Source organism: Photorhabdus bodei, assembly GCF_003287735.1.
In the GTDB taxonomy this organism is placed as follows: domain Bacteria; phylum Pseudomonadota; class Gammaproteobacteria; order Enterobacterales; family Enterobacteriaceae; genus Photorhabdus; species Photorhabdus kayaii.
The window spans coordinates 289,355-303,506 of record NZ_NSCM01000002.1; the positions used below are offsets into that span (position 1 = coordinate 289,355).

Consider the following 14,152-nt stretch of genomic DNA (forward strand, 5'->3'; position numbering starts at 1 on the left):
AAGGTATTGCTTGATTATGTCCGACTGAAATATCGGTTTAATCACATGCTATTAGTTTAGACAGTGAGGATAGGCTAAAAAATGGAGAAAATGTGGAAAATATGTCAAGGAAGCGCTTTTTAAGGCAAATTAAGGCGTTTTTTGTCAGTTTTTTCGAGCCGGCTCCAGAAATTATGCAAATGATGCCGCCTCTGTTATACCCAATGGATTTCAAGATGCATCGCGACGGCAAGGGAGTGAATCCCCGGGAGCATAGGTAACGATGTGACCGGGGTGAGTGAGTGCAGCCAACAAAGAGGCAACTTGAAAGATAACGGGTATATTTTTTATTGCTAAATAGCTGCATTATTAACAGAATAAACAATGCAGCAATCAATATAATGGTTAAATTACGATATGAAATTAAAGTAACCCGATTCTGAAAAATCTTTGCCAGATTCTTTGAAACGCTCTTTCGGTAGTGGATAACCCAAAGAGAGATATTTTTCAGCGAAATATAATGAACTTTGATGGGTTAACCCGATAGAATTAAGGTTGTCAACCATGCTTCTCGGTAGATTGCATTTAATATCTTTAACGTAATCAACGATAGTATTTTTTACACCACTGCCATCTGGCATTCTTATTTTTGGTCTGTCAATGATATATTCGGGTATTTTTCCTCTGAATGCTTCGCGTAAAATATGTTTTTCTATCCCATTATTGAGTTTGTAAGAAAAATCCAAGCTTAAAACATAAGGCACTAGTGCTGAATCCATAAAGGGAACTCTTGCTTCAACAGTATTTCTCATGCTTGCCCGATCAACTCTTTGTAAATCAGTCCTATAAAGATTATTTAATCGATATAGGGAGAGGTGATGGGGGTCGGGGTATGTTTTAAATAAATCGTAACCAGCAAAAATTTCATCACTACCTTCTCCACATAAAGCAATTTTAAAGCCAAGGCGGTTAGCAATATAATAGCCAAAGTGAGCAATAGTTGAATCAATCGCATCGATTTGTTCGAAAAATTCACCATAATAGATAGCATCTTGGATATTATTGATTAATTCTTCCTGAGTAAATGTATATATAATATGCTTTATATTATTCTCAGAACAATATCTTTGGGCAATATCAATGTCTTTTGAACCCGGTAATCCAAATGAAATCGCCGTAATATCGTGGTGATATTTTTTTGCAAGATAAAGTACGATGGTACTGTCTATGCCGCCGCTAAACATAATTGATACAGGTAGGTCTGTGTCAACTCGCTTTCTGACGGCATTATCTAACAGTGAATAGACTTTTTCTTTTGCCTGTTCGAAGTTATCGCTGCTTGCTGGGATAGTTGTGTCGTAGCTAATATATTTCTCACTAGTAAATCCGTCGAAAATTGAACCGGGTTCAACAGGTTTAATTTCTGAGTTAAACTCGATCAATGATTTTATTTCTGATGCTACATACCAGTTACCCTCTTTTTGGGTGTAATAGAGCGGTTTTATACCGACGTGATCTCTGCCTAATAAAAATTTATTATTCTTATTATCAAATAGAATAAAACTAAACATGCCATCTAATTTTTTAATAAATGACTTGCCATAGCAAATGTAGGCAATTAGGGCAACTTCTGCATCGCCACCATTTTTAAATTGATAACCTTGTTTAATTAATTCATTTCGAAGAGGCTTGTAATTATAAATTTGACCATTCAGAACAAGATGAAGATCATGTTCCTGATTTGATATGGGTTGATAGGCTGAATCGCGTTCGACAATAGCAAGCCTGTTGGTTGCGATTGAAAAGTTATTTCTGACAATCTTCTCATTAAATCGAGATGGATCGCCCCGATGTGCTATTTTTGACATTATCGTCTGTAGCTTATTCTCAATATCATCAATAAGCCTATTTTCTGTATTAAAAACACCACCAATTCCACACATAGTGAATTCCTTCGGTTAAGAGTTATCAATGATATTTAAACGTCTTCTGGTATAGGGCCAGAATATTTTAATTCGTTCACATTGGCACCTAATGTGGATATTTCGGCGAAATATTCTGGATAGGTTTGACCAACATGATATGGCTCACTGATAATGAGGGGTTCATCACAATGTAAACCTATTGTTGTGAGTGCCATGATTAATCCATGATCGTAATGACCATCAACAATAATGCCGCCTTTATATCCATATGGATTGCCATAAATAATTAATTGGTCTAGCTTCTCTTCTGATCTAATCCCTATTTTGTCTAATTCCCGTCGAAAATCAGAAATTCTGTCTGATTCTTTATAGCGGATATGTTCAATGTTATAGAAAACGCTTTTACCGTCGGCAAACGCAGCTAATGCAGCAAGTGCTGGTACCGCATCTGGTGCCAGTGAACCATCGAAATCCTGCGCTTTTAGGATTCCGCCAGATCGAATATTGAGACAATCATCCCTGATGAAGCTGATTTTCGTTCCACTGTTAATTAAATAATCCACCACCGCGCCATTACCTAATTCTTCCTCAAAGAAACCGTTTAGGGTGATATCAGAATTCAGTGAGGCACAAAGTGCAAGGATTGCCGCCGTGCTGGCTGGATCAGCGCCGACGCTAAATTCTGATGGAATAAATCGATTTTTTCCTGTCGTAAAGAAATTGCGGAATTTATCATCATATTCGATATTAATGCCCGCTTTGCGCAAATTATTAATTGTCGTGTGAACCATCGATGGTGCGGTAATTGTATCGATGACTTTTATTTGCAGATCTCGTTCACTAATGGCACCTAAGTAAAGTAGTCCACTCAGGAATTGAGAGCTCTTTCTGCATGAAATTTCAGTGTAACTACCGATGTTTCTATCTGATTTCATGCTTATCGGTAAAAGTGAATCAGGCCCAACAGAGGTGCACTGAATATTGAGTAATTTTAATGCATTGACCATTTCTGATTGTGATCGTGTACCCAGGGAGTAACTGTATTCTGTAATAAATTCAGTATCAGGTAAATAACCGGCTACTCCCATTAATAGCCTTAATACAACGCCAGAATTACCTGGGTTAAAGATGATTTTTTTATCAATTTTTCTGATATCTATGCCTTCTATGATTGTCCCTGTAATATCACTATTAAATGATGCCCCTAAACGGGAACAGTTTAATTTCATTGCTGTTGTATTGTTCCCTGATGCCATATTATTTATTTTACTTGTACCTTCCGTTAATGATGCAGTCAGAATGGCGCGAGTTGAAGAACTTTTGGAGGCAGGTAAGGTTATTGAGCCATTTAATGATTTGGTTTTGTTTATTTCGATAAATGGCGGATGATTATTACCATAATAATTCATATTTTTGTCTCGCTTTTATACTGTTAGCTAACTTATTTTAGCTCCGAGAGAACTTAAGGATTGGATAAATCCAGGAAAACCATCATCTAATTTATGTATATGATTAACCGTTGTTCGTTCTCTTGCCCCTAGTGATGCAATAATATTGGATGCGCAAATCCGATGATCATAGTAACTGAATATTTCGACGCCTCCGTTTAATGGTCCGTTACCGTTGATCATTATTTTGTTGAAAGCCCCAGTATCATTAAAAATTAAATAACTTTTCCCGCCCATCATGCGTATATTTTCGTTGATAATAAATGCGCGTTGACATTTATGATTGTTTATAGCATTAAGACCGGAAAATGTAATATTTCCATTGCCATTAATCGCTGCCGCGATAATGTTAGTGGCAACGGAAGGAAGTTCATTTAAGTAGATTTCATCTGTAATGGTGTTATGTTCCTCCTCCAGGCTGATATTAAGTTGATTCTTAATTGGATTATAGTTTAAATTCATACCAAATTTTTTATATATGTCAAATAATACTCTTTCGTTAATGGTATTCCCCAAATAATAACTTTTGATGGTGACTTTGCTTGGTCGATTAATACTTAATATTGACGAAGCAATGTAGCTTAGTGATGTGAAATCAGAGGGGATGTTAATAGTAATATCCCTTGGTTGATATTCAGTTGAAATAAATGTGCTGCCTATTCGAGTGATTTGACTTCCCAATAACGCCATCATGTTAATTGTTATATCGACATATCCATTCTTAGTTTCGCCGTTGTTGTTAATGATAATACTTTTCCCTTTCATAAATGGTGAAACAAGAAGAGAGAATGATAGGAATTGAGTACTCTTATTGAAGTTTAATGGCGATTGTGATGGATATATTCTTCTGGAAATAATGACAATATTTTCTTCTCGCTTTTCTGCAAATACGTTCAGGTATGAAAAAAATGATTCATCATACAGACTTTCTCTGTTAAACAGTGAATCATTGCATTTTATATAAACTTCCTTTTCTGTTAGTGACGCTAAAGCGACACTGATTCTAAATAACATGCCAGAACCGTTAGCATTAATGATCCCATTACAATGATAGATTGGATGTGCCCCTTTCAATATGATGTGATTTTCACTTCTGTCCAGAATTTGCAGACCAAATTGTTGTAAAGCAATAAGGAGATCTTCGGTTTCGGTACACCACGATATATTATTTACGGTTGTTGTTTCTTCATTCAATAGTGCTAATAGTAGCGCTCTTTGGATATGAGGCTTAGATGATGGTATGACTATTTCCCCGTTAAGAGTGGAGCCGGGGAGCACGCTAATTTTATTCATGCCAAGCCTCCAGGTAGATCAATTACCATTGGTATTATTCTTTGATTTAACTATTTGCTATCGATAGCAATAGTTGTAATTTCAACGTAATGTTCTGGCTTTACCATCGATTTAACGGCAATAGTCGTATTGACCGGGCGTATATCGCCAAACTTCTCATTAAATGCTCGACAATAATCATCAAAATGTTGGAAATCTGTTAAATGTGTTACTGTGCTGACAACGTCAGTCAGTTCTGCATCAAGCTCTTTTAAATATTTCTCAATTTTTTCTATGATAAATAGAGTTTGCTCGTAAGCATTTTCCCCCATAACATTTCCATCGCCATCTGAAGCGACACATCCTGCAATAAATATCTGATTACCAACTCTTTTTCCTCTTGAGTATCCCATTTTATTTTCCCACGGAGAGGGGCTGAATACTGTTTTTCTAATTTCATGAGATGACATAAATACTCCTATAAATGAAAATATATAAGAAGAAGATTTGGGAACAATAAATTAATTTAAACAATTTATTCCGTTAACTAAAAAATATCCGTAAATCAATGTAGTATTAATAAAAGTATATAAAGTCTGATATGTCAAATAAAGTTGGTTATTAAAATAGAATAATTGGGTGTTTTTTTATTTTAAAAATGAATAACTATTTTATTTTTGGCGAAAAAATTATTTTTATGAAAAAATTCTTTTTATTATTTAATTGGTTATGTATTAAATAGCTGAATCTGGTTGTATTCTGGCGTTTTTTTTATTTGAAAGTCATCTTAGTTGGAACTATACATGATGATTAGGTTGTCTTAATTTTAATGAAATCTTTTATTATTAAGTAAAATTAGATGATTTCAGGAATGAAGAAAGCGTCATAAATTAATAAATATCAACTAACGATGGGGTCGATATGCGTGTTTTTATTTTTATTGAAGCAAGACCGGTTGAATGCTCGGCAATTGATTATATTAGAGATTTAGGATTTTCTCCTGTGTTATTGACTTCAATGGAATCAATGAATAAAGGATTATATGATGATTTAAGAAAGGAATTATTTGATAATATTTATTATGTTGATACGAGAAATAGTACAGATATCATTAATTTAATTAAAGATAACTGTATTCCTGTTGCTGCAATTTTAGGTTGTTATGATGATTTTATGATTGTGGCGTCTGAAGTAGCGTTAGAATTCGGTTTACCTCACCCGGATATAGATGGTTTGAGGAATGCATTTAGTAAGAAGAATGTCAGGGATATCTTAGTACAACATGGTTATGAGCAACCTGCTTACGAGGTTTTTTCTTATAATAATATTCCAGAAAATCCTAAGGTTCCTTTTCCGTTTGTGATTAAGCCACTTCGTGATGCGGGGGCTTATGGGGTATCACTTTGTAAATCTCAAGATGATTACCACCATGTGGTTTCAGAAATTTCATCTAATGGCACAATGTCAATGCTCGGTAAAGTGAATGAAGAGTTCTTGATAGAAGAGTTCCTGCAAGGAAATTTTTATGGGGCAGAATTAATTTATAGTCATGATGAATGGCATTTACTTGGTATCAATAGAATTTTCGTTTCTCCTGATGATGACCTGTGTATGATCGGCTTATCTCATCCTGCTGAACTGTCTGAATTTGAGTTTGCAATGGCTTGTAAGCTGGTTAAGGAGTGGGTAGCGGCTTTGGGATTACGGGGTGGTGCAATAAATGTAGAATTTATTTATACCTCTCGTGGGCCCGTATTAGTTGAAATCAATTTGCGCATAGCGGGTGCCAGAGCGGCTCAACAGATCTTCATGACCTCTGGGATTAATATGGTCAAATACTTGGTCGATTTTGTTTGTGGTATCGAAAGTTCTATATCACCAGCGTCGGAAATAGTTTATCCATTTGTCGCTGATGCATTTGTTTTTTATCGTGGTGAGGGGGTTGTCAATGATATCAGAATAGATGCTGATATCCCTTATTTCATTTCCGCAGGGTTTAAAAAAACGCCTTTTACTATTTTATCGAAAAGTAAAAATTCATCAAAAAATAAAAACTTTGGTTCTATTGTCGGTTATGTTCTGGCTTATGGTAATAGTTGTGAGGAAGCGATGGAAAATGCGACACGTATTGCTAACCGCGTACAGTTAAAAACAAATTAATAAGAGATCATCATTATGGCTATTTTGATGGGGTTGATTTCAGCATTGTGTTGGGGAAGTACTGATTTTTTGGCAGGGCAAGTCGCAAGAAAAGTCGGCGTGGCTAAATCTTTATTCTACAGTCAGCTATTTGGTTTTTTTGTTTTATCGTTGTTGCTGTTTTTTTATTTTGAGATGTCGTTTGTTAATGTAAGCTTTTTTCAACTGACCATCTGTGTTGTTGCTTCGGTTTGCAATTTAATGGCAATGGTGTTTCTGCTTAAAGCATTATCAATCGGCAAAGCCTCGATTGTCGCGCCGATTGTTTCGCTTTATGGTGCCGTTACCACGATTTTGTCACTGATAAATGGGAAACCAATGACCGCTTTGGTTTTGTTTAGTCTATTTATTTGTGTTGTTGGGGCCTGTCTAACCAGTATACCGAAATCAAAAGATGGACAACGAGAATCATCTGGTTCAATTTTCTTTGCACTTTTGTCTTCACTGATGTTTGGTTTAGGCTTCTGGTTGCAAGGGGAATTTGCTGTTAGAGATCTGGGTGTTATCAATGCATTATGGGTTTACTATTTAACCGCTGTGGTTGTTTTATTTCTCACTCTATTAAAAAAAGGAAATTTATCATTACCGCCGATTTCAATTATTGCTCTGGTTTTTTCAATTAGTTTCTTTAGTCTGATCGGGTTTGCTTCATTAGCTTACGGCTCTGCAACGGGACATGTTGCCGTTGTTACTGTTCTGAGTTCATTGGCAAGTGGAGTCACCGCTTTATTAGGCTTTTTTATTCGTGGAGAACGGTTAAGTCGAATTCAGTGGATTGGTATTGTGATAATAATAGCGGGTGTCGTTCTTTTGAAATTATGACATTTATAATAGCTTGTTTCCCCGAAGAATTCGGGGGAACAGTGAGGTAATGATATTGATTAATGATAATCTGCAATAAGTTGATTATTTCATTTGATGATTTTCACCTCTCTCTATTATGACCTTTTTATTTTGTTGATGATGTTCTAATGCCGCTATGGATGAATAAATGAAACGGCCAAATAAAATCAGAAAGCTGATAAGTAAAACCAATTTAATTATCTGAGATCGCTTCTTTTTTTTCATGGTTTGGTATCTTTATATTGATTCCTCGGCTATTTCTAATTGCCAACCCGTAACGTTATGCCAGTAACCTTGCTCTTTTTCCAGATCAAGCTGCATCAGGGTGTTTTCTGATAAATAATTGTAAGGCAGGTAGAGCGCCCAATGGCTATCATCAGTAACCAGTCTGAGTGATTCAGGAATGGTTGTGGATTGGCGTTGATTATTGAGTAAAGTTGCCAGACGTAGGATTTGAATTAATGGCAGATACTGTTTTTTCTTGAATAAATTGAATCTTGGCAAATCATCCAGTTTTATTGTCTTACGATGACAGCGAACCAAGGTTGCCAGCAGTAATTGTTGTTCCTGATTAAAGCCGGGTAAGTTGGTGTTTTGCAGAATATAGGCAGAGTGTCGCTGTAATCCGCTTAAGTTAATACTTAATCCAACTTCGTGTAACATTGCCGCCCAGTGTAAAATCGCTTCGAGTTGAGGTTGCACTAGTTTAGGGTTCTGGATTGCCCACTGTTGGTAAAGTGTTTCAGTCGTATTAAGTACACGCTTTGCCTGTTCTCTGTCGATATTATAGTGTTCAGCCAGGCTTTTTGCGGTTCTCTGGCGGATATCTTGATGACGGAAACGGCCTTCCATTTCATATAAAACGCCTTCACGTAGCGCGCCATCTGAGAGTTGTAATGCTTTTATATGCAGGGTATCGAATATACCGCATAAGATTGCTAAACCAGGAATAAAGAAGTGTTTACGATCATCCGATAGTCCGGGTAAGTCGAAGGTTTTTAATTTCTTGAATTTGAGTATTTCTTTGACCAACATCTCCAGCCGTTCAGGGGTGATTAATCCGTCCTTTTCCCCCATTGCGACCAGTACTTCATACACCGCTTTAATGGTCCCGGATGCCCCAAGTGCTGAATTCCAGCCAGTGATGCGGTACTGCCATGAGAGATTTTCCAATTTTTGCGCAGCTTCAAGCCGCGCTCGGCGGAATTTTTCTGCGCTAATTTCGTCATCGGGAAAGAATTGGTGGGCGAAACTAATGCATCCCATTCGGCGGCTTTCTACTAATAATGGTTCAAAATTTTCACCAATGACCAGTTCAGTGGAGCCGCCGCCAATATCAATCACCAGTTTACGGTTTTTTTCTGGTTGTGTATGTTCTACCCCCATATAGATCAGACGAGCTTCTTCATGGCCGGAAATAATTTCAATCGGGTAGGGGATAACGTCTTTAGCGCGTTTGATAAATTCTTTGGCATTGCTGGCTTCACGTAAGCTGTGAGTGCCCACCAGACAAACGTTATCTGCAGGAAAGCCTTGTAACCGTTCAGCAAATAAAGCCAGACAGGCAAGACCGCGTGTTATTGCTTCTTCGCTTAATAGATTGTTGTTATCAAGACCGTCGGCAAGATGGACCCGTTGTTTTAAGCGACCTAAAATCTGAAATGCGTCGTTAACAATTCGGGCAATAATCATATGAAAACTGTTTGAACCCAGATCAATAGCCGCAATTTCTATTGGCCTGGGCGTCGGCTTGTCATGTGTTAGCGGCATAAATTAAGCTCTTGGTTCAGGTTGTTCGAGGGCTTTTATATAGTCATAAATAGCGAGTTGTGCTCGGATTTTCCGCTTATTACCCCGTGGCACATAACTATTGCTCAGCTCTTTATCGACGTAACGGGCTTTTACCGTATCGTTGAATTGTAATTCGAGAATGTCCAGTACCCGTTGTTTTAATTGTGGATCAAGCAGGCAAACCGCAACTTCAATTCGGTAGTCGATATTACGGGTCATCCAATCAGCAGACGAGAGAAAGACTTTTTCGTCTCCGTCATTAGTAAATACGTAAACCCGATCGTGTTCGAGAAAACGGTCAACGATACTGGTGATCTGAATATTTTCGCTAAATCCTGGCTGGTTGGGCACCAGTGAGCACATACCACGTATCAGTAGGCGTATTTTTACCCCTGCCTCCGAAGCGTCATATAGGCGGTCCACCAGCTCTTTATCAACCAGGTTATTAATCTTTAACGTAATACCCGCGGGCTTATTCGCTCTGGCGTTGGCGATTTCCTGTGAAATAAGCTGGTTGAGCATTGCGCGGGAATTTTGCGGCGAAACCATCAGGTTTTCAAATTTGACCGGGCGGTAGGGATTCTCAATAAAGTTAAATACCCGGCGCACTTCGTTAGTAATTTTGGGATTTGCTGTCAGCAAGGAGTAGTCGGTGTAGAGACGAGCGGTTTTTTCATTAAAATTGCCGGTACCAATATGGGCATAGCGAACAATTTCTTCACCTTCCAGACGGGAAATAAAAAACAGTTTTGCGTGAATTTTTAGTCCCGGTGCTGAGAAAATAACATGTACACCCGCTTCGGTTAGCCGTTTGGCCCAATGAATATTGGCTTCTTCATCAAATCGAGCCTGTAATTCAACCACGACGGTCACTTTTTTACCGTTATGGGCAGCATGGATCATGGAATCAATAATGCGAGAGTCTTTTGCTACCCGATAAATATTGATCTTGATGGAAAGTACACTTGGGTCGAAAGAAGCTTGACGTAATAATTCCAGCACATGTTCAAAGGTGTGGTAGGGATAATAGAGCAGCACATCTTGTTCACGAATCGCATCAAAACCATTGCGGAAATTATCAAACCAAGTGTGCCGCAATCTCGGTAAAGGTTTATTGAGTAGGTTTCTCTTCCCCTCATTGGGGAATTTAATGAAATCTTTAAAATTGTGATAGCGTCCGCCGGCAATCACCGAGTCATTGTTTGACAAGCCAAGTTTGCTACGCAGTAACCCCACCATTTCATCTGGCATTTCTCGTTGATAAACGAATCTTACTGGTTCCGCTGTCAGCCGTTGTTTCAGCGTGGATGACATTAGTTCGAGCAAGCTTGATTCCATCTCTGTTGCTAAATCATATTCAGAATCACGGGTCATTTTCATTGAATAGGCGTTCAGTGAATCATAATCGAAAAAGCCTTTGAAAATTTCATCAAGACAATAACGCATAATATTGTCTAGCAGGATCATTGACTTGCGGCGGTGTGGCATTTCAGGCGGCAAGTTAACAAAACGTGGCACCTTATCTGACGGAATTTCCAATAGTGCATATTGAATATTCTGGCCGTGGACAATTTCAACTGCCAGATAAGTGTAGTCATCTTTTAGAAATTCAACCAGGTTGGTTTCTGGATTGATCAGAATTGGCGTAATGTGTGGCCGCAGATGTTGACGAAAATATTGACGTAACCAGATTTGTTGATTTGGCGAAATTTGTCGTTCATTGATGAGAAAAATTTGATTGCGAGCTATTTCTAGTAGCAATTCATTATAGAGCACATCAAATTCTTGATCGGTTTTAGCCACTTTAGCTTGAATTTTTTTCAATACATTTCGAGCGCTGGTGGCCGATCCTCGTTCTTCATTGATTAATATTCGCCGTTTCACATCAGCAAAACGGACTTTGTAAAATTCATCCAGATTATTGGAGTAAATACCAAGGAACCGCATCCGTTCTATTAATGGATTGCTCTTATCCGCTGCTTCTTGAAGCACACGTTCGTTGAATGATAACCAACTCAGTTCTTTCTCGGTATAGAGCCTGTCTTGGGACATTGTTACTCCAGGTGTTGAGGTAAAAGTATTGAAGCTTTGAATACGACGGGGCGTCGTTTGTCGCTATCTTATCGTCAGTAGCTGTTGACTCATTTTTTCATCTTCCTTAGATGCAAAATATTGATGTTGGAAAACGCACATGCGAATGGCTGTGCGGTAACTGCCATTAATAAAGAATTCGTCTATTAATTCGCCCTCAGTATAGAAACCTAGTTTATTATAGATGTGAATGGCTTTAACATTCTCTTTATCAACAATCAGGTAGAGTTTATACAGATTAAGTACGGAAAATGCATATTCCATTGCCAGTTTTGCCGCTTTGGTTGCATGGCCTTGGCCCTGATAGGCGGGATCGATAATAATCTGAAATTCTGACCGGCGGTGTATATAGTCGATTTCGACTAATTCAACCAAACCCACTTTGGCGTCAGAACTTGCGATAATAAACCGGCGCTCGCTCTGGTCGTGAATATGTTTGTCATAGAGATCGCACAGTTCAACGAAAGCTTCATAAGGTTCTTCGAACCAGTAACGCATGACGCTAGCATTGTTATCTAATTGATGGATAAAAGGCAGATCTTCCCGCTCAAGGGGGCGTAACCTAACAGGTGGAGTATGAGAACCACCAGACATTTGACACCTCAGTGTTTTTAATAAAAAAGAAGCATGATTAATAATAGTCCGCAGTGCTGGATATGTTACCACAGCACTGTAATTAGTCGTTAATATACCCGTTATCTTTCAAGTTGCCTCTTTGTTGGCTGCACTCGCTCACCCCGGTCACATAGTTGCCTATGCTCCCGGGGATTCGCTCCCTTGCCGTCGCGATCCATCTTGAAATCCATAGGGTATAAATAGATTATTCTGCGGCATAGCCTTCTGGAGGGAGGATCTTTCCATCCAGATACGCTTTGCCATTAACCATATTTAGGCGCCCTTCGATAAACCAGTTGATAACTAATGGATAGATGTTGTGTTCCTGAGTCTGAACCCGTTTAACAACCTCATTTTCCTGATCTCCGGCAAAAATAGGAACTTTAGCTTGCAAGATCACCGGGCCGCCATCCAACTCTTCTGTTACAAAATGGACGGAAGTGCCGTGTTCTGTATCTCCATTTGCTATCGCTTTGCGGTGAGTATGCAGACCAGGATATTTGGGTAACAGAGAAGGATGAATATTTAACAGCCGGCCAAGATAGTGCTGAACAAAATCTGGCGTCAGAATACGCATATAACCCGCGAGGACCAGCAAATCTGGTTGATACTGATCAATCACGTGTTTTAGCGCTTCATCATAAGCCTGACGATCTACATAGTTTTTCGGGCTAATAACATGGGTGGGAATATCCGCCTGTTGAGCGCGTAACAGACCGTAAGCGTTTGCGGTATTACTCAATACCGCGCAAACCTGCCCATTGATTCTGTTCTGCTGGCAGGCGTCAATCACCGCCTGGAGATTGCTGCCGCTGCCAGAGATGAGTACAACGATATTTTTCATTTAATGATAACCTGTTGTTCACCCTCTTTCAGTGTCGCGATAGTGCCGATTTGCCAGGCTTTTTCACCGGTGGCAGTGAGTAATTCAATCGCGTGTTCAACGGCTGTTGGTGGTAATGCAATCACCATTCCAACACCACAGTTGAATGTACGGTACATTTCATGACGGCTGACATTGCCTGTCTGTTGTAGCCAGTTAAATATGGTCGGCCATTGCCAACTGGATTCGTTAATCTGTGCTTGGGTATTTTCAGGCAGGACACGCGGAATATTCTCCCAGAAACCGCCACCGGTTAGATGAGCAATAGCGTGAATATCAACCTGTTCAATCAAGGATAAAAGGGATTTCACATAAATTTTTGTCGGAGCGAGTAGGTGATCCGCCAATGATTTACCTTCAAGCTCTGTTGCTTCTGGATCGGTGTTGTTGACGGCCAGAATTTTGCGTATCAGAGAATAGCCGTTTGAGTGAGGGCCACTGGCGGCGAGGGCAATCAAGGCATCACCCGCCTGAACTTTACTGCCATCAATGATTTCTGATTTTTCAACCACGCCAACGCAGAAGCCGGCAACATCATAATCTTCACCGTGGTACATCCCCGGCATTTCTGCGGTTTCACCACCAACCAGAGCACAGCCGGATAATTGACAGCCTTCCGCGATACCGCTGATAACGCTGGCAGCCGTATCAACATCCAGTTTCCCGGTTGCATAGTAATCGAGGAAAAACAGGGGTTCCGCACCTTGAACAACCAGGTCATTGACACACATTGCAACTAAGTCAATGCCGATAGTGTCATGGCGTTTGAGATCCATTGCCAGACGCAACTTGGTGCCGACACCATCAGTACCAGAAACCAGAATTGGCTCGCGGTATTTTTGTGGTAATGCACATAAAGCGCCAAACCCACCTAAACCGCCCATAACTTCTGGACGACGGGTCTGTTTTACAACACCTTTAATACGGTTGACTAAGGCATTACCGGCGTCGATATCGACACCTGCATCTTTATAACTGAGAGAGGTTTTGTTGGTCACTCGAAGCCCCCAAGGCGGTTGCGTTTGATAAATTAAGACAGAATAGTAACAATTCTAACAGTCTAAGCAAACGTTTGCGAGACTCTTGTTTAGGATCTCAGTTCGCGG

11 protein-coding genes are annotated in these 14,152 nt (G+C 39.3%); 2 read left to right on the top strand and 9 right to left on the bottom strand.

All coding sequences use genetic code 11. The features are described 5' to 3' along the window. Nucleotides 1-389 precede the first annotated feature (389 nt). The 4 genes from CKY02_RS03225 to CKY02_RS03240 are packed head-to-tail and all read right to left on the bottom strand — an operon-like array spanning nt 390 to nt 5,094. Nucleotides 390-1,922: an asparagine synthetase B family protein gene (locus CKY02_RS03225; protein ID WP_112894199.1), complete on the bottom strand. Its 1,533-nt coding sequence runs from the start codon at nt 1,920-1,922 to the stop codon at nt 390-392. Between the two features lie 35 nt (nt 1,923-1,957). After that, nucleotides 1,958-3,313, bottom strand: a complete 1,356-nt coding sequence (locus CKY02_RS03230) for a 3-phosphoshikimate 1-carboxyvinyltransferase (protein ID WP_112894200.1) — start codon at nt 3,311-3,313, stop codon at nt 1,958-1,960. Between the two features lie 27 nt (nt 3,314-3,340). Continuing rightward, nucleotides 3,341-4,645, bottom strand: a complete 1,305-nt coding sequence (locus CKY02_RS03235) for a 3-phosphoshikimate 1-carboxyvinyltransferase (protein ID WP_112894201.1) — start codon at nt 4,643-4,645, stop codon at nt 3,341-3,343. A 50-nt stretch (nt 4,646-4,695) separates the two neighbouring features. Then, nucleotides 4,696-5,094, bottom strand: a complete 399-nt coding sequence (locus tag CKY02_RS03240; protein ID WP_112877732.1) for a RidA family protein — start codon at nt 5,092-5,094, stop codon at nt 4,696-4,698. Between the two features lie 451 nt (nt 5,095-5,545). On the opposite strand from CKY02_RS03240, the gene CKY02_RS03245 reads away from it, so the two are divergent. Together CKY02_RS03245 and CKY02_RS03250 are read left to right on the top strand one after the other, a co-directional pair. After that, entirely contained in the window at nt 5,546-6,784 is a 1,239-nt protein-coding gene (locus tag CKY02_RS03245) for an ATP-grasp domain-containing protein (RefSeq protein WP_112894202.1), read from the top strand. A gap of 15 nt (nt 6,785-6,799) precedes the next feature. Next, complete coding sequence (locus CKY02_RS03250; protein WP_112894203.1) at nt 6,800-7,645, top strand: DMT family transporter; 846 nt, start codon at nt 6,800-6,802, stop codon at nt 7,643-7,645. Nucleotides 7,646-7,903: 258 nt separating this feature from the next. Here the strand turns inward: CKY02_RS03250 and ppx are convergent, their stop codons facing one another. From ppx to purM, 5 genes are all read right to left on the bottom strand, one after another. After that, complete coding sequence (ppx, locus tag CKY02_RS03260) at nt 7,904-9,436, bottom strand: exopolyphosphatase (protein WP_112877728.1); 1,533 nt, start codon at nt 9,434-9,436, stop codon at nt 7,904-7,906. A 3-nt stretch (nt 9,437-9,439) separates the two neighbouring features. Then, nucleotides 9,440-11,509: a polyphosphate kinase 1 gene (gene ppk1 / locus CKY02_RS03265; RefSeq protein WP_112877727.1), complete on the bottom strand. Its 2,070-nt coding sequence runs from the start codon at nt 11,507-11,509 to the stop codon at nt 9,440-9,442. 63 nt (nt 11,510-11,572) lie between these two features. Beyond that, nucleotides 11,573-12,142, bottom strand: coding sequence for a spermidine N1-acetyltransferase (gene speG / locus CKY02_RS03270; protein ID WP_112894205.1), 570 nt, complete (start codon nt 12,140-12,142; stop codon nt 11,573-11,575). Nucleotides 12,143-12,368: 226 nt separating this feature from the next. Then, on the bottom strand, nt 12,369-13,007 hold the full coding sequence (gene purN / locus CKY02_RS03275) for a phosphoribosylglycinamide formyltransferase (RefSeq protein ID WP_112894206.1): 639 nt from the start codon (nt 13,005-13,007) through the stop codon (nt 12,369-12,371). After that, the gene (purM, locus tag CKY02_RS03280) at nt 13,004-14,044 is read right to left on the bottom strand and encodes a phosphoribosylformylglycinamidine cyclo-ligase (RefSeq protein WP_112894207.1); all 1,041 of its coding nucleotides are present in this window, start codon (nt 14,042-14,044) and stop codon (nt 13,004-13,006) included. The genes purN and purM overlap by 4 nt, the downstream gene beginning before the upstream one ends. Between the last annotated feature and the right edge of the window lie 108 nt (nt 14,045-14,152).

Excerpts from the sequence above, each read along its gene's own strand:
- CKY02_RS03230 (WP_112894200.1), bottom strand. The coding sequence starts at position 3,313 with ATGAATTATTATGGTAATAATCATCCGCCATTTATCGAAATAAACAAA.
- purN (WP_112894206.1), bottom strand. The coding sequence starts at position 13,007 with ATGAAAAATATCGTTGTACTCATCTCTGGCAGCGGCAGCAATCTCCAG.
- CKY02_RS03235 (WP_112894201.1), bottom strand. The coding sequence starts at position 4,645 with ATGAATAAAATTAGCGTGCTCCCCGGCTCCACTCTTAACGGGGAAATA.
- ppk1 (WP_112877727.1), bottom strand. The coding sequence starts at position 11,509 with ATGTCCCAAGACAGGCTCTATACCGAGAAAGAACTGAGTTGGTTATCA.
- ppx (WP_112877728.1), bottom strand. The coding sequence starts at position 9,436 with ATGCCGCTAACACATGACAAGCCGACGCCCAGGCCAATAGAAATTGCG.
- CKY02_RS03240 (WP_112877732.1), bottom strand. The coding sequence starts at position 5,094 with ATGTCATCTCATGAAATTAGAAAAACAGTATTCAGCCCCTCTCCGTGG.
- speG (WP_112894205.1), bottom strand. The coding sequence starts at position 12,142 with ATGTCTGGTGGTTCTCATACTCCACCTGTTAGGTTACGCCCCCTTGAG.
- CKY02_RS03245 (WP_112894202.1), top strand. The coding sequence starts at position 5,546 with ATGCGTGTTTTTATTTTTATTGAAGCAAGACCGGTTGAATGCTCGGCA.
- CKY02_RS03250 (WP_112894203.1), top strand. The coding sequence starts at position 6,800 with ATGGCTATTTTGATGGGGTTGATTTCAGCATTGTGTTGGGGAAGTACT.
- CKY02_RS03225 (WP_112894199.1), bottom strand. The coding sequence starts at position 1,922 with ATGTGTGGAATTGGTGGTGTTTTTAATACAGAAAATAGGCTTATTGAT.